Origin of the sequence: Microtetraspora fusca, assembly GCF_001570365.1 — a bacterium.
Lineage (GTDB): Bacteria > Actinomycetota > Actinomycetes > Streptosporangiales > Streptosporangiaceae > Microtetraspora > Microtetraspora fusca.
The window spans coordinates 1,717-18,957 of sequence record NZ_BBYK01000070.1 but is presented as its reverse complement, the minus strand read 5'-3'; the positions used below and the strand labels follow the sequence as shown (position 1 = coordinate 18,957).

Annotated in this window: 18 protein-coding genes; 8 read left to right on the top strand and 10 right to left on the bottom strand. The window is 72.5% G+C overall.

Annotated elements, in window-relative coordinates; translation table 11 throughout:
• Positions 1-31: 31 nt before the first annotated feature.
• Positions 32-844: a tryptophan 2,3-dioxygenase gene (locus tag AWQ68_RS33190; RefSeq protein WP_066948343.1), complete on the bottom strand. Its 813-nt coding sequence runs from the start codon at positions 842-844 to the stop codon at positions 32-34.
• Between the two features lie 193 nt (positions 845-1,037).
• Between AWQ68_RS33190 and AWQ68_RS33185 the strand changes: the two genes are divergently transcribed.
• Positions 1,038-1,466 carry an Lrp/AsnC family transcriptional regulator gene (locus tag AWQ68_RS33185; protein ID WP_084464683.1) on the top strand — a complete coding sequence of 143 codons (429 nt, stop codon included), beginning with the start codon at positions 1,038-1,040 and terminating at the stop codon, positions 1,464-1,466.
• Between the two features lie 3 nt (positions 1,467-1,469).
• Here the strand turns inward: AWQ68_RS33185 and soxR are convergent, their stop codons facing one another.
• On the bottom strand, positions 1,470-1,958 hold the full coding sequence (gene soxR / locus AWQ68_RS33180) for a redox-sensitive transcriptional activator SoxR (RefSeq protein ID WP_066948339.1): 489 nt from the start codon (positions 1,956-1,958) through the stop codon (positions 1,470-1,472).
• Positions 1,959-2,039: 81 nt separating this feature from the next.
• On the opposite strand from soxR, the gene AWQ68_RS33175 reads away from it, so the two are divergent.
• The gene (locus AWQ68_RS33175) at positions 2,040-2,291 is read left to right on the top strand and encodes a sigma-70 family RNA polymerase sigma factor family protein (RefSeq protein ID WP_066948338.1); all 252 of its coding nucleotides are present in this window, start codon (positions 2,040-2,042) and stop codon (positions 2,289-2,291) included.
• Here AWQ68_RS33175 and AWQ68_RS33170 read toward each other — a convergent pair.
• Positions 2,281-2,736 carry a hypothetical protein gene (locus AWQ68_RS33170; protein WP_218007135.1) on the bottom strand — a complete coding sequence of 152 codons (456 nt, stop codon included), beginning with the start codon at positions 2,734-2,736 and terminating at the stop codon, positions 2,281-2,283. The genes AWQ68_RS33175 and AWQ68_RS33170 overlap by 11 nt on opposite strands.
• Positions 2,737-3,041: 305 nt before the next feature.
• On the opposite strand from AWQ68_RS33170, the gene AWQ68_RS33165 reads away from it, so the two are divergent.
• Positions 3,042-3,290 (top strand): hypothetical protein, encoded by a 249-nt coding sequence (locus AWQ68_RS33165; protein WP_066948334.1) that lies wholly within the window; start codon positions 3,042-3,044, stop codon positions 3,288-3,290.
• A 33-nt stretch (positions 3,291-3,323) separates the two neighbouring features.
• Here AWQ68_RS33165 and AWQ68_RS33160 read toward each other — a convergent pair whose 3' ends face one another.
• The gene (locus AWQ68_RS33160; RefSeq protein ID WP_066948332.1) at positions 3,324-4,277 is read right to left on the bottom strand and encodes a LysR family transcriptional regulator; all 954 of its coding nucleotides are present in this window, start codon (positions 4,275-4,277) and stop codon (positions 3,324-3,326) included.
• Between the two features lie 171 nt (positions 4,278-4,448).
• Here AWQ68_RS33160 and AWQ68_RS43000 point away from each other — a divergent pair, with 171 nt between their 5' ends.
• The gene (locus tag AWQ68_RS43000; RefSeq protein ID WP_066948329.1) at positions 4,449-5,285 is read left to right on the top strand and encodes an ATP-binding protein; all 837 of its coding nucleotides are present in this window, start codon (positions 4,449-4,451) and stop codon (positions 5,283-5,285) included.
• Between the two features lie 28 nt (positions 5,286-5,313).
• Here the strand turns inward: AWQ68_RS43000 and AWQ68_RS33150 are convergent, their stop codons facing one another.
• Complete coding sequence (locus tag AWQ68_RS33150) at positions 5,314-6,420, bottom strand: DUF418 domain-containing protein (RefSeq protein WP_084464677.1); 1,107 nt, start codon at positions 6,418-6,420, stop codon at positions 5,314-5,316.
• 121 nt (positions 6,421-6,541) lie between these two features.
• Here AWQ68_RS33150 and AWQ68_RS33145 point away from each other — a divergent pair, with 121 nt between their 5' ends.
• From AWQ68_RS33145 to AWQ68_RS33135, 3 genes are all read left to right on the top strand, one after another.
• Complete coding sequence (locus AWQ68_RS33145) at positions 6,542-7,699, top strand: sensor histidine kinase (protein WP_245656346.1); 1,158 nt, start codon at positions 6,542-6,544, stop codon at positions 7,697-7,699.
• The gene (locus AWQ68_RS33140; protein WP_066948326.1) at positions 7,696-8,373 is read left to right on the top strand and encodes a response regulator; all 678 of its coding nucleotides are present in this window, start codon (positions 7,696-7,698) and stop codon (positions 8,371-8,373) included. Before AWQ68_RS33145 ends, AWQ68_RS33140 begins: the two co-directional genes overlap by 4 nt.
• A 390-nt stretch (positions 8,374-8,763) precedes the next feature.
• Complete coding sequence (locus tag AWQ68_RS33135) at positions 8,764-11,346, top strand: collagenase (protein WP_218007134.1); 2,583 nt, start codon at positions 8,764-8,766, stop codon at positions 11,344-11,346.
• A gap of 64 nt (positions 11,347-11,410) precedes the next feature.
• Here AWQ68_RS33135 and AWQ68_RS33130 read toward each other — a convergent pair whose 3' ends face one another.
• The gene (locus AWQ68_RS33130) at positions 11,411-11,878 is read right to left on the bottom strand and encodes an NUDIX domain-containing protein (protein WP_066948323.1); all 468 of its coding nucleotides are present in this window, start codon (positions 11,876-11,878) and stop codon (positions 11,411-11,413) included.
• Positions 11,879-11,980: 102 nt separating this feature from the next.
• A complete protein-coding gene (locus tag AWQ68_RS33125) occupies positions 11,981-14,047 on the bottom strand; it encodes a HelD family protein (protein WP_066948320.1) in 2,067 nt (688 codons plus the stop codon).
• A 64-nt stretch (positions 14,048-14,111) separates the two neighbouring features.
• Between AWQ68_RS33125 and AWQ68_RS33120 the strand changes: the two genes are divergently transcribed.
• Entirely contained in the window at positions 14,112-14,723 is a 612-nt protein-coding gene (locus AWQ68_RS33120; protein WP_066948317.1) for a TetR/AcrR family transcriptional regulator, read from the top strand.
• 107 nt (positions 14,724-14,830) lie between these two features.
• On the opposite strand, the gene AWQ68_RS33115 is transcribed toward AWQ68_RS33120, so the two are convergent.
• From AWQ68_RS33115 to AWQ68_RS33105, 3 genes are all read right to left on the bottom strand, one after another.
• Positions 14,831-15,100: a metal-sensitive transcriptional regulator gene (locus AWQ68_RS33115; protein ID WP_066948314.1), complete on the bottom strand. Its 270-nt coding sequence runs from the start codon at positions 15,098-15,100 to the stop codon at positions 14,831-14,833.
• 59 nt (positions 15,101-15,159) lie between these two features.
• Positions 15,160-15,528, bottom strand: a complete 369-nt coding sequence (locus AWQ68_RS33110; protein ID WP_066948312.1) for a VOC family protein — start codon at positions 15,526-15,528, stop codon at positions 15,160-15,162.
• Between the two features lie 275 nt (positions 15,529-15,803).
• The gene (locus AWQ68_RS33105; RefSeq protein ID WP_066948309.1) at positions 15,804-16,658 is read right to left on the bottom strand and encodes an LLM class flavin-dependent oxidoreductase; all 855 of its coding nucleotides are present in this window, start codon (positions 16,656-16,658) and stop codon (positions 15,804-15,806) included.
• Between the last annotated feature and the right edge of the window lie 583 nt (positions 16,659-17,241).

Here is a 17,241-nt window from a genome sequence, read left to right as displayed (position 1 = left end):
GCCCGGGCCCGGTGCGTGCTCTGCGGCTGTGTCACATGGCGGTGCGGGCGGACCACAGCTCGGGGAAGACGTCCCGCCCCATCGAGCGCTCCAGCCAGCCCGCGCCGCTGGAGCCGCCGGTGCCGATCTTGGCGCCCATCGTGCGCCGCACCGCCATCAGATGGCGGTGCCGCCACTCCGAGAACCGCTCGGCCACGTCGGTGAGCGCCTCGGCCAGCTCCCACAGGGCGTCGCCCGGCCCGAGCTCGGTGTAGACACGCACCCACGCCGCCTCCACCACCGGGCTCGGCTCGTACGGCTCGGCCGGGTCGCGGGCGAGGGTCGCCGAAGGGATCGGGTGGCCGTTCCGGGACAGCAGGGCCAGCACGGCGTCGTACAGGCTCGGCGCGCGCAGGGCGGCCAGCAGCTCCCGGTAGGCCTCCGGGCTCCCCCGGTGCGGGCGGGTCAGCGGCTCGGACTTGTTCCCGAGAAGGAACTCCACATGGCGGTACATCGCCGACTGGAACCCGGACGCCTCGCCGAGGCTCTCGCGGAAGGCGTTGAACCGGGGCGGGGTGAGCGTGCCCAGCGCCGACCAGGCCGCGTTCAGCACGTCCACATAGCGCGTGACCCGGCGCAGGACGGCGGTCGCCCCGACCGCGTCGTCCTCGTCCAGCCGTCGCACGGCCAACCGCAGCTCGGTTCTGATCAGTCCGAAGTACAGCTCCATGACCTGCGTGGTCACCAGGAACGCGGGCTCCTCGGGCACGTCGGTCCGCGGTCTGAGGAGCGCGTGCAAGACGTCGGTGCCGACGTACTCGTCATACGGCGTGCGGTGAGAGAAGTCCACCGTGGGCGTTCTCATGGCTCCCTCCTCGTTCCACCTCCAATGATCCGCCTCCCCGGCAAAGCATGAAATAACATGACAAAGGCGATATGCCGTTTGGACCTTCCGTTCGGAAGCCAGATCGGCGGTTCGCTTTGCGTAGCCGCTCGGCGGTTCGCACATCGTCGGGCGCTGCGGCGCGGAGTGATCGGGAGGCGCGGTCGTGGACGCGATGGACTGGGCGATCCTGGCCGAGTTGCAGGCGGACGCGCGGCTGTCGTACAGCGAGCTGTCCCGCCGGGTGCACATGTCGGCGCCCGCCGTGGCGGAGCGGGTCCGGCGGCTGGAGGAGTCCGGGGTGATCTCGGGCTACCACGCCCACGTGGACCTGGGGCTCGCCGGGCGTACGGTGCGGGCGCTGATCCGCATGTCCTGCTACGGCCCCCGGTGCGTGCTCCGCGACGAGGAGGCACTGACCCGGCCGGAGATCCTCCAGGTGTACCGGGTCACCGGCGACACCTGCTGCCTGCTCCTGGTCGCGGTGCCGTCGATGGAGGAGTTCGAGGGGCTGATCGACCTGCTCGCCCAGTACGGCAGGCCGTCCAGCACCATGGTCCTGTCCAGCCCGGTGCCGTGGCGGCCGGTCACCGCTCCCCAGTGAGCGTCAGGACGAGGTGAACGGGTCCTCGTGCGCGACGCGCCGGCTGAGCAGGCGGCGCGGGCCGGGGCCGGCGTCGCCCAGCCGGTCGTCGAAGTTGCGCAGCACGCACCGGTCCAGTGACAGGCAGCCGCATCCGATGCAGTCGGACAGCCGGTCGCGCAGGCGGGTGAGCTGGTCGATGCGGGCGTCCAGCTCGGCCCGCCACTCGGTGGACAGCCGCGCCCAGTCCTCCATCGTCGGCGTACGGCCCTCCGGAAGGGTGTCCAGCGCCTCGGCGACGACGCGCAGCGGGATGCCGACGCGTTGCGCCACGCGGATGACGGCGACCCGGCGCAGGGTCTCGCGGGGGTAGCGGCGCTGGTTTCCGGAGGTCCTGCGGCTGCGGATGAGCCCCTTCGCCTCGTAGAAGTGCAGCGCGCTCACCGCGACGCCCGACCGCTCGGCGAGCTGCCCGACGGTGAGCTCCTTGATGTCCAGGGGAAGCTTCGGCATGCCGGAAGCCTACCGACCGACCTCGACATTGGTTGAGGTTCCCCCGTCGGCCGCAGGACCAGCTATCTCCGGTGGGCGGACGTGGACCTGGCGACGGTCCGTGTGGTGGGCGCGGAGAAGGTGGCCGCGCTCCTCCTGGGCATCTTCCGCGCGGACACGCGGATCGAGTCGGTGAACTGCAACAACACGCCCGCGCTCGTCGCCTACAGCGGCGACCACCTGGAGGGGATCTTCCTGGCCGACGTCGCCGGCGGGAAGATCACCCACTTCTACGCCATCCGCAATCCGGACAAACTCCTCGCACTGGCGGCGCCACGTCAGATCAGCCGGTAGGAGCCGGGCCGGTTTCGGAGCCACCGCCACGACGATCTCCGCCGTCGACGCGTGATTCCCGACGCCTTCCATCGCGGTGAGACGGGTGTGCCGCGCCTTGGTCATCGACGAAGGCGCGGATCACCCGCGCGGTCGGATCCGGCGCCTCCGGCAGGCGGAGACGATCGGTGATCAGGAAGCCGGACAGCTCCAGCGTGGACGCATGCTCGCTCTCGGTCAGGATGTGCGTGCCACCACGGACATCGGGCTCCCAACCGTGCTCCATGGCATACACGACGAGTGCCCGCACGTCCTGTGAGGTCGGGTACGCGCCGTCGGCGGCACATGCGCCCCAGGGCGCAGGCCAGCTTTTCGACAACAGGTCGGCCTGCAGCGCCCGGCTGTTCTTGCCCGCGCCCCAGATCCGCACCCGGATGCACCGATGGCAGTCGCCCTCGCCGCGCACGCAGCGGATCCGGGCGCGCCACAGGAACGCCCGCCCGCCGATCCACAGCTTCCGCAACCTGGCCCGCATCGGCGCACCCCGCATCACCGCTCGGTTGGAACCCTACGATCATCCACCGCTCCGGACCCGAGACGAGCGGGACGAGATGCCGCGGGCTCTTGACGGCGGACCTCCAATGGCGTTTTGATTAGGAAAGTTTCCTAATGGAAAACTGCTTTCCCGCTGTTCACAGGATCCGGAGGCGGAACGTGACATCTAGGAAGTGGGCTTTAACTCTCCCCGCGGCGGCGCTCCTCACGTCGGCGTTGCTCGCCGGTACCGCGCCCGCGGCCAACGCCCTTCCCGACAACTGCACGACCTCCGTCAGCGGATCGACGGCGTCGAGCTACTGCACGAGCGGCACCGGCGAGCACCGCGTGGCCGTGACCGTGCTGCACGTCAACCCGGCCGTCGGCTACGCCTACAACGTCGGCCCCTGGGAGCCCGCCGGGGTCGTCTCCTCGGCCTACATCCCTCCGGGCACGATCATTTCCCTCCGGGTGGAACGGCGCTGAACGCGGTCACGGAGACCCGGCCGGCGAGCGGTCTCACACCAGCGGATGCACCTCGGGGTGCGCCTCCCACCAGCGTCCGAAGACAGGGTTGTCGTGCACATGGTCGATGAACGCCGCGGCCAGGCCGCGATAGAGCGCCCCGGCGGTCGCGTCGCCCAGGCGGTCCCTGCGCCACGCGACGAGCAGCCGTGCCACTTGCGGCTCCCCCGCGAGCGGCCGTACGGCGGTGCCCTCCGGCGCGGGCCAGCAGGGATCGACGAGCCGCACGCCGTGGCCGTCCGCCACCAGGGGGCGGGCGGCCCCGCTCGGCGCCTCGAAGCGCACGTCGGGCTCGAAGCCGGCCGCCCGGCACGAGGCCCGCAGCGCGGCGAGGGAACCGTCGTCGGCCCCCGGCGGGCTGATCCACGCCTCGTCCCTGAGGTCGGCCAGCCGGATCTCCTCGTTTCCGGCGAGCGGGTGCGCCGCCGACAGCGCGACGAAAATCGGATACCTGGGGACCAGTGTCCGGCTGGCGACCGGCGGCGCCAGCGTGACGCCGAACCCCTCGATGACGCCGAGCAGCGCCGCGTCGAGCCGCCCGTGTGTGAGCGCCTCGGCCAGCAGCACCGCGGAGGGCTCGATGCGCAGTGAGATCTCGCGTCCGGGCAGGACGTCGCCGACCTGGTTGACGATGCTGCCCACGCAGCCGACGTGGACCGAGCCCAGCCGCAGCGATCCGGTCTCGGACGGCCCGCGCAGGTCGCCGAACAGCACGTCGACCTCGGAAAGGACGATCCGGGCGCGGGCGATGACCTGGTCGCCGAGCGGCGTCGGCTCCACCCCGGTGCGGCTGCGGACGAAAAGTTCGCCCCCGATGAGGGTCTCGACCCGGCGCAGCAGGTTCGTCATGGCCGGCTGGGAGAGCCCCACCTGGGCCGCGGCCCTGGTCAGGCTGCCCGACTCCGCTATGGCACAGATCATACGGAGATGCCGGATATCGAGATCCATAACGGGAAATTATGCGGCAATGAATAACCGGCGGCCTGATTCTCGGGAGAAACTTCCGGCTGTCTCTCCCATTGCCCACCACCGTTTTGCCCACCACCGTTTCGCCCCGAACAGCACCAAGGAGCCCGACATGATGCCGATCAGGGGTGACGTCCGTACCGGAAACGTGCCATGGACATCTCGACGAGGCTGAGCGACGGCGGCTTCCCCGCCTGGCCGTTGCCGCTGGACGCGACCTGCGCCGAGTTCGCCCGGTCGATCGCGCGCGCCCTGTGCCGCGAGTTCCGCCTGCCGCGCGACGTCACCTGCGACGTCACGCTGATGGCCTCGGAGCTCGCCACCAACGCCCTCCTGCACGCGTACCGGACCACGCCTCCCGGCGGAGGTCGCCCGGAGATGTGGGCCTACCTGCGGCGGCACGCCGGGCCGGAGATCGTGTTCAAGGTGTTCGACCCCGTGACGTGGAAGGGGCCGCTGCGCCGCCCGCCACAGTCGCCGCCCACGGACTCCGCCGGCGGGCGCGGCCTGCATCTGGTGGACGTGCTGACCACCGAGCACGGCGGCCGCTGGGGCGTCCACCCGACCCGCGGCCGCCTCGGAGCGTCGCCTGCGCCGGGGAAGGCGGTGTTCTTCACCGTGCCTCTCCCCGTGCCTCTCCCCGTGCCGCTCCCCGTCCCGCTCCCCGTCCCGCTCGCCGCCCCGGTCCCCCTCCCGGTCCCGGAGTACGCCCCGCGCCTCCCCTCGGAACGGCCCCGGCCGTGGTCGCGCCGCCGGTGCGCCGAGCGGATCCAGGCGCTGCTCGCCGCCCGCGGCCTGCGCGCGCACCTGTCCTGCGACGGGAGCCTGCGGCAGGAGCGCGGCGCGTGGCAGGTGTGGGTGCGCGAGGAGTGGATCTCCTACCGGCTGCTCGACGGCGAGGCCGTCCGGCTTCCCGCCTCGGACGTGATCGAGGTCGTCGAGCGGATCGTCCGGCACACCGAGGAAATCCCGGCGGTCTGCTCCCTGTGACAGACCCGCCGCGGGCCCCGCGAGAGAATCAACGGACGCGCAGGGCCGGGCGGCGCCCCCAGGTGGCCCACCGCCAGAGCCACTCAAGCGGGCCGAAGCGGTACCGGCGCAGCCAGAGGGTGGACCACAACCACTGGAGCGCGAGGATGGCGCCGGCGGTCAGGAGCATCGCGGTCCACGACCGGCCGACCGGCACGCCGAGCAGCCGCGCGGCCACCAGGACGAGGACCGTGGCGGTCAGGTAGTTGGTCAGCGCCATCCGGCCGAGCGGCGCGAAGACGACCTGCAGCGCGGCCCGCAGCGGCGTCCTGAGCAGGACGAGCATCGCGCACACGTACACGCCCGCGAGCAGCGTCCCGGACACGGCGAGGGAGGAGGGGGCCCACAGGTCCATGTCCTCGAGCCGCGACGTGACCTGCCACCAGAGGGCGGGCGCCGCCGCGACAGCGAAGACCAGGCCGAGCACGGCGGGCACCCGGGTCGACCGCTCGATCCGGTCGATCACTCCATATCGGGCCAGTGCCGAGCCCAGCAGGAACAGCCCGGCGATCAGCAGGAATCGGTCGCCGTGCATGAACCACGACGCCACGACGAGCACGGGAGAGAGGGCGGCCACCGCCCATCGGGGCAGCCAGGTCGAGGGCAGCAGCACCAGCAGGCCGAGCACGGCGTAGGTGCTCAGGATGTCGCCCCGCCACAGCAGCAGGAAGTGCGCCACGCCCATCACGAGCAGGACCAGGAGCCGACGGAGCAGGAGCACGCGCGGATGGGCGGCGCGACCCGCGGCGGACTCCAGCAGCAGCGAGAACCCGATCCCGAACAGCAGGGAGAAGATCGGATAGAAGCGCTGCTCGACGAGCAGGCCCATCCACTCCTCCACCGGGCCGCCCGCCGACCCCGGCGCGAGGAGGTCGACGACGCTCGCGATCGGCTGGACGTTGGCGAGCAGGATCCCGCACAGGGCGAACCCGCGCACGACGTCGAGCGCGGCGATGCGGGGACGCCCAGGAGAAGTACTGGGAGAGGCGGTCGCGGGGCCGTCCTGTGCGTCGGCGCGGGCGGGGTCCGCCGGACGTCCGCCGCTGTACGCACCACCTTCGATCCGGATGGCCGGAGAACGATCTGCATCTGACATGGCGTTCATCCTGAGTGCCGCCGCCCGGCGGCGGGACCGGCCGAAAGCAGGGTTCTCCGCCGCGGGATCGTACTTTCGGCCGGTACGGCCCGCCGGTGGTCATCTCGTAGCCTCGACGCTTGTGAACGTTCCCGAGTGGCTGGCCGGGCGGGCCAGGAACGCGTCCGACATCGGGCTCGCCGTCGTGTTCGCCGCGGTGCTCGCGTTCTGGGCGTCCCGGATCGCGGAGAGCTGGGGAGGCGGCTACTGGCAGTTCGACTGCGCCGCCGGGGCGGTGGTGTGCCTGATCGCCCTGCTGCGCCGGCGCGAGCGCGCGTGGGCGGCGATCGCCGGGCTGGCTGTCGCGGCGGTCGCGATCCCGGCCGCCCTGTTCGGCGGGCTGCCCGCCGAGCCCGGCCCCGCGATGGCCCTCGGCCTGTCCGTGCTCGTCGGTTCCGCGGTCAGGACGCTCCCGGCCCGATCGGCAGGCGCGGTCGCGGCCGGCGGGCTGGCGGTGGTCGCCGCGAGCCTGCTCAGCGCCCGTACGCTCGCGCTCGGTGTCCCGGCGGTCACGATGCTGAACGGCGCGGGATGGCTCGCCGCCGTCGCGGCCGGGCTGACGCCGCGGCTGCTCGGCGCCCGCCGGAGGGCGGCGGCGGAGAAGGTACGCCGCGACGAGCGCCTGGCGCTGGCCAGGGAGCTGCACGACCTGGTCGCCCACCACGTCACCGGCATCGTGCTCCAGGCGCAGGCGGCCCAGCTCGTGGCGCGCAAGCGTCCCGAGAAGGTGGACGCCTCGCTCGCGGGCATCGAGGCCGCCGGCTCCGAGGCGCTCGCCGCGATGCGCCGCGTCGTCGGCCTGCTGCGGGACGCCGACGGCGCCGCCCCCGCGACGTACTCCCCCGAGCGTCTGGAGGATCTGGTCGGCCGCTTCGGCGGCGACGGCAGGACGGTACGCCTGCGGCTGCCGGACGACGACGAGGCGGCGACGTGGCCGCCCGAGGTGGCGAGCACCGTCTACCGGGTCGTGCGGGAGTCGCTGACCAACATCGCCCGCCACGCCCCGCAGGCCCGTACCGTCACCGTCGGCGTCACACAGGCTCGGGACGCCGTGACCGTCGAGGTCACCGACGACGCGCCGCGCCCACCCGGCCGGTACCCCCGTCGCCGCGGGTACGGCCTCGTCGGGATGCGGGAGCGCCTCGAGGTGCTCGGCGGGACGCTGCGCGCCGGACCGCGCGAGGACGCCGGCTGGTCCGTGCTCGCCACCCTGCCCGTCCCGGCGCGGGAGCGGCGATGACCATCAGGGTCCTGCTGGCGGACGACCAGGCGATGGTCCGCGGCGGGCTGCGGCTCATCCTGGAGGACCAGCCCGACATCAGCGTGGTCGCGGAGGCCGCGGACGGCGCCGAGGCGGTCGAGCTGGCCCGGCGGCTGCGCCCGGACGTGTGCCTGGTGGACATACGGATGCCTCGTCTCGACGGCATCGACGTCACCCGCGCGCTGGCCGGCCCCGGCGTCGCCGACCCGCTCCGCGTCGTCGTGGTCACCACCTTCGACCTCGACGAGTACGTCTACGGCGCGCTGCGCGGCGGCGCGGTCGGCTTCCTCCTGAAGGACGCGGGCCCCGCGCTGCTGGTCGAGGCCGTGCGGGCGGCGCACGCCGGCGACGCCCTGGTCTCCCCGTCGGTCACCGTCCGGTTGCTGCGCCATCTGACCGCCGACCTGACCGCCGACCTGAAGGCCGACCTGACCGCCGGCGCGGCGCCCGACCGGCCGCTGTCCGGCCGGGAGGTCGAGGTCGTCCGGGCGATCGCCCGGGGCCGTACGAACCAGGAGATCGCCGCCGAGCTGTTCATCTCGCTCAGCACGGTCAAGAGCCACGTGTCCGCCGTCCAGGCCAAGCTCAAGGTACGCAACCGGGTCGAGATCGCCGCCTGGGCCTGGGAGCACCGCCTCATCGGCCCGATGTAGCGCCGGGAGGTACGCCGCGCGGACCGGGCGGCCCCCCATCTGGAACGGGCCACCCCGATCCGCTCCCGCCACAGGTCAGGCCGCGGCGCGCGTGGTAGCGGCCATGCCCCGGGCCATACCTCGGCCATGCCCCGGGCCATACCCCCGGCCATACCTCGGCCATAACGAAGACTTATGTGCCCGCTTATGGCCGCCGGCGCGATTTCGTCATCAAACTACGGGCGGCACACCCCTTCGATTCTCCGGCGGCGAATCCCCCGGAGCCACCTGGCCCGCCCACAGCGGAGCCCCGCCGCGTCCCGCCGCGCCCCGGCGCGTTCCGGGCCGCCGCGACATCCCCCGTCACATCCAACCTCACGCTCGTTCCTCGACACCCCCCGGAGGTCGCACGTGGGAGTCACCCCACCCCTGCGCGCACGCAGAAGGCTGTCACTGGCCGCACTCGCCCTCGCCCCCGTCCTCGGTCTGGGGCTCGCCCTCCAACCGGCGGCCGTCGCCGTCGCCGAAGCACCGGCGACGACCGTGTCGGCGGGCGAAAACCCGCCCCCCGCGCCGGCGCTGCTCGGAGGCGACGGCGCCGACCACGTCCGGCGCTCGCCACTCCCGGTCAGCGACCGGCCGCCGCTCCCCTCCTCCTCCGAGCGGCTGCGGCGTGACTACGACTCGCCCCAGCCCGCCCCGGCGCACCCGCGCCCGTCCCTGAAAGAGAAGGCGACGTCCGCCGCGCAGGCCAAGGCGGCCGCCGCGTGCAACGTGAGCGACTTCACCGGCCGGACCGGAAACGCCCTCGTCCAGCAGATCAGGTCGTCCACCACGGAGTGCGTCAACACGCTCTTCACCCTGACCGGCTCCGACGCTGCCGCCGCGTTCCGGGAATCGCAGATGACGAGCGTCGCCTACGGCCTGCGCGACAACGCGGCCACCTATCCCGGCGACAACAGCACCGGCACCGCCCAACTCGTGCTCTATCTGCGCGCGGGCTACTACGTGCACTGGTACAACCCCTCGACCGTGGGCGCGTACGGGCCCGCGCTGAAGACGGCGATCCAGTCGGGGCTGGACGCGTTCTTCGCGAACTCCCGGTCCTCGACGGTCGGCGACGCCAACGGCGAGGTGCTCGCCGAGGCCGTCACGCTGATCGACAGCGCCGAGGAGAACGACCGCTACCTCTATGTGGTCAAGCGGCTGCTGAACGGCTACACCAGCGCCTACGACGCGTACTGGTGGATGCTGACCGCGGTCAACAACGTCTACACGGTGCTCTTCCGCGGCCACCAGGTCCCGGCGTTCGTGACCGCCGTTCAGGCGGACCCCGGCGTGCTCGACACCCTGAACGCCTTCGCGACGAACCATCTCGACCTGCTCGGCACCGACCGCGCGTACCTGACCTCGAACGCGGGCCGTGAACTGGGCCGCTTCCTCCAGCACGCGCCGCTGCGGGCAACGGTGCGGCCCCTGGTCAGGAACCTCCTCCAGCGCAGCTCCATGACCGGGCCGACGGCACCCCTGTGGGTGGGCGTGGCCGAGATGGCCGACAGCTACGACAAGGGCGACTGCTCCTCCTACGGCACCTGCGACCTGCAGGCCCGCCTCGCGGCGACCGTCCTCGCCATCACCCACGACTGCGGGCCGAGCATCAGGATCCGCGCCCAGGACATGACCGCGGCACAGCTCGCCGACTCCTGCGCCAGCCTCACCAACCAGGACGCGTACTTCCACAACCTCGTCAAGGACGGTGGCCGCCCGGTCGCGAACGACAACAACACGACGATCGAGGTCTGCGTGTTCGACTCGAGCACCGACTACCAGACCTACGCGGGGGCGATCTTCGGCATCGACACCGACAACGGCGGGATGTACCTGGAGGGCGACCCGGCCGCCGCCGGCAACCAGCCCCGCTTCATCGCCTACGAGGCCGAGTGGGTGCGTCCCGCGTTCCAGATCTGGAACCTCAACCACGAGTACACCCACTACCTCGACGGCCGGTTCGACATGTACGGCGACTTCGAGGCGGGCGTCACCACCCCGACCATCTGGTGGATCGAGGGCTTCGCCGAATACGTCTCCTACTCCTACCGGAACGTCGCCTACGATGCCGCGATCGCCGAGGCGGCGAAGCGGACGTACGCGCTGAGCACGCTGTGGGACACCAGCTACTCCCACGACACCACGCGTATCTACCGCTGGGGCTACCTCGCGGTGCGGTACATGTTCGAGAAGCACGCCGCCGACGTCGCGACCGTCCTCGGCCACTATCGGTCCGGGAGCTGGAACAGCGCGCGCACCTTCCTGACGAGCACGATCGGCGCCCGCTACGACGCCGACTGGTGGACGTGGCTGGCCGCGTGCGCGTCCGGGGCCTGCGCGGGCGGCGGGAACGGCGGCAACCGCGCGCCGCAGGCCGCGTTCACGTTCACCGCGAACGGCCTCGCCGTGAACTTCACCGACGCCTCCACCGACCCCGACGGCACGATCGCCGCGCGCCGCTGGGACTTCGGCGACGGCTCGTCGTCCACCTCGGCGAACCCCTCGCACACGTACGGCGCGACCGGCACGTACACGGTGACGCTGACCGTCACCGACAACGGCGGCGCGACCGGCACGACCACCCGGCAGGTGACCGTGACCTCCGGGCAGTCCGTGCCGGAGTGCACCTCCGCCGACACGCGAGAGCTGGGCAAGAACTGCCGGCGGAGCGGCGTGTCCGCGACCACCGGCAACTACGCCTATTTCTACCTGTACGTCCCGGCTGGAACGGCCAGGCTCGTCATCACGTCGTCGGGCGGCACCGGGAACGCCGACCTCTACTACAGCGCCGGCTCGTGGGCCACGACGTCGGCGTACACGCAGCGGTCGGCGGGGTCCGGCAACGACGAGACCCTGACGGTGACCAACCCGGCGACCGGCTACCACTACGTCAGCCTGTACGCCACCCAGGGCTTCTCCGGGGCCTCGGTGAAGGTCGAGTACTGACGCCCGCCGCCGCTCCGTGACGATCACCTCGGCCGGGACCGGACCTCGCGTCCGGGACCGGCCCTCACGGTGTGGCGGGCCGGGTGGTCTCACCCCTGATCAGCAGGCGGTGCCCCTCCTGCAGCCCTTCGGGGAGGTCGTCGGGTGAGAACCACCCGGCCTCCAGGATCTCGAAGCCGTCGGTCCTGAGCGTGCCGCCGAGGAACTCGGCCTCGTAGACCACCTCCACCCGCAGCCGGAAGCCACTCTTGAGCAGGACGAGCCGGTGCGCGCGGACCTCCAGCCCCGTCTCCTCGCGCACCTCGCGGGCGACCGTGTCCTCGAACGTCTCCGACCGCTTCGCGTACCCGGACGGCAGGCCCCACTGGCGGCCCTCCGGCCACAGGCGGTGCTTGAGCAGCAGCACCCGCCCCTCGGAGTCGCGGACGATCCCGGTGACGCCGACCATGAACGTGGCGTGCACGAGCCACAGCAGGCGCCACTGCATCGGGCCGTGGATGGCCCGCCACAGGCGGGCGATGAGCCTCTTCACGTCGTTCCCCCGGGTGCGGTGCCGATGATCGCGAGCCTGTCCACGATGGCGCAACCGCCGCCGGATTTCCAACCGCCGCGATTCCGGGACGCGAGTCGCGGGTCAGCGGTCGGCCCGCTCGGGGAAGCCGGCCGGCAACGGCCGCGCGTGCAGCACGTCCAGGCGCGACACGGCGCGCGTCAGCACGACGTAGAGCCGGTTGAGCCCGCGCTCCTCGCCCTCGACGATGTCGGCGGGCTCGGCCACGATCACGTGGTCGTACTCCAAGCCCTTGGCCAGCGACGCGGGCAGCACCGTGACCCGGGCAGGGCCGTCCGTGGGCTCACCGGGGGTCAGCGTGCCGACGGCCTCGCCGGGCAGGCCCTCCCGCAAGCCGGCGGTGAGCGCGTCCACCGCTCCGGCCGGTGCGATCACCGCGATCGACCCGTCGTGCCGCAGCGCCTCGCCTACGGCGTCCAGCGTCGCGCGCGGCAGGTCGGGCGTCCGCGTGACGCGGACCCGGCCGTCGGCGCGGAAGGAGCGGGTCGGCGGCACGTCCACGTCCAGGACGTCCAGCAGGTGGTTGGCGAGCCGGGCGACCGCGCCGGGGACGCGGAAGCCGGTCGTCAGCGCGATCACCCGCGCCTCCGGCTTGCCCAGATGCGCGAGCAGGTCGCGCCAGTCGCGGGCCGCCCACGGTGTCGTCCCCTGCGCGAGGTCGCCGAGCACCGTGATCGAGCCGTACTCGCTCCTGCGCGCGATGACGCGGCACTGCATCGCCGACAGGTCCTGCGCCTCGTCCACGATGACGTGGCCGTACCCGGGCGCGCGCCGCAGCAGGCCGGCGACCTCGTCGAGGAGCACCAGGTCGGCGGCCGACCACCGGGCGCTCCGGTACGTACGCGGCGGCCGCGCCCACCGGATCGCCGCCTGCTCCTCCGGCGTCAGGACGCCGTCCGCGGCCCGTGCCAGCGCCTCCGGGTCGCCGAGCACCTCGGCGACCACCTCCTCGGGCCGCACGTCCGGCCACACCGCGTCGACGAACGGCGTCGCGGCGCGGGACGTCCGGCGCGTCCACACCCCGTCGAGGTTCCGGCCGCGCGCCTCGGCCTGCCGTCCCAGCGCGGAGACGACCCGGGCGATGACACGCTCGCGCCCCACCGCGTACGGCGCGGCCTCACGGCGGGTGTCGTCCACGATGCGGCGCAGCTCCTCCTCCGGCACCCGCCACCGGTAGGAGCCGTCGGTCACGGTGACCGGTCCCTCGGGCCGGCGCACCCGCGCGTACAGGGCCCGGCGCAGGACGGTCGCCATGCGGACGTCGTGCTTGACGGCGGCCGCCGCGACGTCGTCCTTCTGAGCCTCCCCGGCTCCCGTCCGGGCGCGGGCCGGCGCCGCCTCGCGGGCCAGCAGGCGCTCCATGGTGGTCTGCGCGACGTCCACCTCGCCGAGCACGGGCAACACCGCCGAGATGTAGTGGAGGAACGCGGGGTTCGGCCCGAGCACGAGGACCCCCGACCGGGAGAGCCGCTGCCGGTGCGCGTACAGCAGGTACGCGGCGCGGTGCAGGCCGACGGCGGTCTTGCCGGTGCCCGGCGCGCCCTGGACGCAGATCGACTCCTCCAGCTCGGCCCGTACCAGTTCGTCCTGCTCGGGCTGGATGGTGGCCACGATGTCGCGCATGGGACCGACGCGGGGGCGTTCGATCTCCGCCGCGACGATCCGGCTCGCGGCTCCCACGTCCTCGCCCCGGTCGAGGTGCTCGTCCTCGTATCCGGTCAGCTCGCGCTCCGCCCACCCGAACCTGCGGCGTACGGCGATGCCGTGGGTGGCGCCCGCGCCGGCCCGGTAGAACGCCCGCGCCACCGGCGCCCGCCAGTCGATGACCATGGGCGGCTCGCCCGGCCCGCCGGAGATGTGCCGGCGGCCCATGTAGTACCGCCGGCCCCGGTGGTCGCCCGCGTCCGCGTCCGAGCCGAAGTCCAGCCGGCCGAAGAACGGCGGCCCGCCGGGCTCCTCGGCCAGCTCCTTGGCCAGGCTCTTCAGGTGGCGCCCGAGCCGCTCCGCGCTGTACCGGTCGCCCGCCACCTGTTCACCGATGACGACGTTCAGCCGGGCGCCGTCCAGCATCGCGCGCAGCGCCTCGTCGCAGCGCTCGGCGTACGCCTTCTCCTCGTCGAGTCCGTTCATCACACCACCCTAGGTTAACCGAGTTAATACATTAACCCGGTTAACACGTTGCTATGCTGGCGGCGTGACAGGACTTCGGCGGCTGAAGCGACAGCGGACCCACGACGCGATCTCCGCGGCGGCGATCTCGTTGTTCCTGGAGCGCGGCTTCGACGAGGTGTCCGTCGCCGAGGTCGCCGCGGCGGCGGAGGTGTCCAAGCCCACGCTGTTCAAATACTTCGCGACAAAGGAAGACCTCGTCCTGCACCGCATCGCCGACCACAGGGGCGAGGCCGCCCGGGTCGTACGGCACCGCACGCCCGGGGGCGACCCGCTGGACGCGCTCCACACGCACTTCCTCGACGGCCTCGCGCGGCGCGACCCGGTCACCGGACTGAACGACGATCCCGAGGTCATCGGATACCACCGGATGGTCTTCTCCACCCCCTCGCTGGTGGCCCGTCTGTTCCATCACATGGCCGCCGACGAGGAGGCCCTCGCGGTCGCGCTCGGCGAGGACGCGGACGACCTCGCGGCGCGACTGCTGGCCGCTCAGGTGATCGCGGTCCAGCGCGTGCTCGCCCGCCGCAACTGGTCGGCGCTCGCCGAGGGCACGAGCGCGGACGACGCCTACCCCTCGGCCGTCTCCGCCGCCGACCGGGCGTTCGCGCAGCTGCGCGACGGCGTCCATACCTGAGCGCATACCGGGGCATGTCGCCCCGCGCGGCACTTGCATACGCCCCGGGGTATGTGCGTGTCCGAAAAAGGTCCTGGCCGGACCGGGGGCGGCTCGTGCCCCGAGGTTCAGGCCAGGGCCAGGAACAGCTTCTCCAACTCGGCGACGCTCATCGGCGGCTGCTCGCCCCGCTCCTGGGCGGCCTGACAGCACCGCAGGCCGCTCGCGACGATCTTGAACCCCGCCCGGTCGAGCGCCTTGGAGACGGCGGCGAGCTGGGTGAGCACCTTGGTGCAGTCCTCCCCCGCCTCGATCATCGCGATCACGCCGGCGAGCTGGCCGTGCGCCCGCCGGAGTCGCGTCACCGCGTCGCCGACCATCGACTCGTTCATCTCCATGACCTCAAGTTACCCCCGGGGGTATTTCCGGACAAATCCCCTGTCGGCGGCCCGTACGGTCAGCCGCGGCTGGTGTCGATGACGCAGAAGCGGTTGCCGTCGGGGTCCGCGAGCACCACGAAATCGGGGTCGTCCGGATAGAGGTCCCAATCGACGCGCTGCGCACCCAAGGCCACCAGGCGCTCGACCTCGGCGGCCTGGTCGGCCGCGTCCCCGGCGTACAGGTCCAGGTGGACCCGCGGCTGGTCCTGGACGGGCGTCTCACTGAGCCCGAGCGACAGGTGCGGCCCCGCCCCGTCCGCCGGGACGAGCACCACCCAGTCGTCCTTCATCTCCTCACGCGGGACGTATCCCAGCGCCTCCATCCAGAACGCCGCCGCACGCGGCACATCCGAGACACCCAGCACGACGGATCCGAACCTCAGCATGATCCCGATTCTGGCAGACGGCGACGGCTCCCGATCGACTCCACCAGGAGCGCTTCGACCACGTTCGTCGCCGTGATCCCGTCCGTTGGGCTACTGGCGTGGCCAGGCTTCCCCACGCACCGCCGCCGCCCCGCCCAGTCGGCTGATCGGGCAGATTCGGTGTCTGGTTGCCGCTGGTGCGTGCGCTTTCGTCCGCTGGACCGACCACGAACCTTTCCACCAGGTCGATCCGACGGCGCCAGGCGCGGCGACCGGCCCCGTGAACGCCGGTCGCATCAGCGGTGGAGCACCTCGGCGATGCGGTCGACCTGGTCCGTGTCGGCGGACCAGCAGTACAACATGACCTCGTCCGCGCCGATGTCACCGAACGCGGCCACGGCTCGCAGGACCGCCTCCGGGGTGGTCAACATCCCTTCGGCGACGCGGTCCCGGTACTCGGCGAAGGCGTAGTACGCCTGGACGGCCCGCCGGGCCTCATCCACCACCCGATCCGGACCGAGCGCCACGTTGGCCTGGGCCACCAGCCGAGGACCGCCGGAACGTCCCGCCTCCTGCCACGATCTCTCGACGGTGCGGAAGAACCGGCCCATCTCCTCCGGCGAGAACATCGCACCCAGAAACCCGTCTCCCCATCGGGCGACGCGCTCGGCGGTGGCCGGGACGAACCCGCCGAACAGCACCTCCGGCCCACCGGGCCGCACGGGCGCGGGCCCGATGGGACCGATGTCCCGGCCGTACGGCTCGCCCGACCACACCCGCCGCAGAACCGCCATCTGCTCGTCGAGACGGCGACCGCGACGCCGGTAATCGACGCCCGCCGCCCGGAAGTCGTCCTCCCTCACGCCCACCCCTATGCCGAGCGTGAACCGGCCGCCGGAGATCCGGTCGAGTGTCGCGGCCTGCTTGGCCAGCAGAGGCGTCTCGCGTGCCGGGGCGATCAGCACCTCGGTCATCACGCGGATCCGCGCGGTGGCTCCGGCGACGGCGGCCAGGGTGACCAGCGGCTCGGGGTTGTCGTACACGAGGCGGTCGAGCATCGCCAGGGTCGTGAACGGACCGTCCTCAGCACGGCGCGCCCAGGCCGACAGCGAGCCGGGGTCCCCGATGGGCAGACCGAGTCCCACTTTCATGGCGCCCCTCCCTCTCCTGCCGCCCCTCCCTCTCGTACCGGTCCGGCCTTTCCTACCGGTCCGACCTTTCCTACCGGTCCGACCTTTCCCGCCTGTCCGGCCTTTCCTGCCTGTCCGGCCGACGTCCGCGACGCCGTACGGGCGTGCGCCCGGGGCGGCGCGCCGGACGGCTCCAGGGGGAACGGCGGCGTGTGGGACATGTGCCCTCTGTTCCGCGTCCGATGCGGAGATCCGCGAGGTCACACCGGCACCGCTCGGCGTCGGCCTCGGCGCCGCCTATACCGCCCGCGGCCCGCCGGCGGCCCCCAGCCCGGCGTCCTGCCCGCCCGCCGTACCTGCGCGAACCGGACCACCCGGCGGGATGAGCGCCAGGAGGCACGCGGTCCGGCGGGATGAGTGCCAGGGAGTACGCGATCCGCCCGGAACTCAGCGAGCAGCGCGTACACGCCGGGATCATCGAGGCTCTGGCGCCAGGCGACCGCACCCTCAGGACGCCAAGAGGGTCCGGTCGATCTCGAGTACCCAGACCGCAGGGTCGGACGGATGCTCGCGTGAGCGCGGTCGCCGCAGCAGCGGCCGGGGA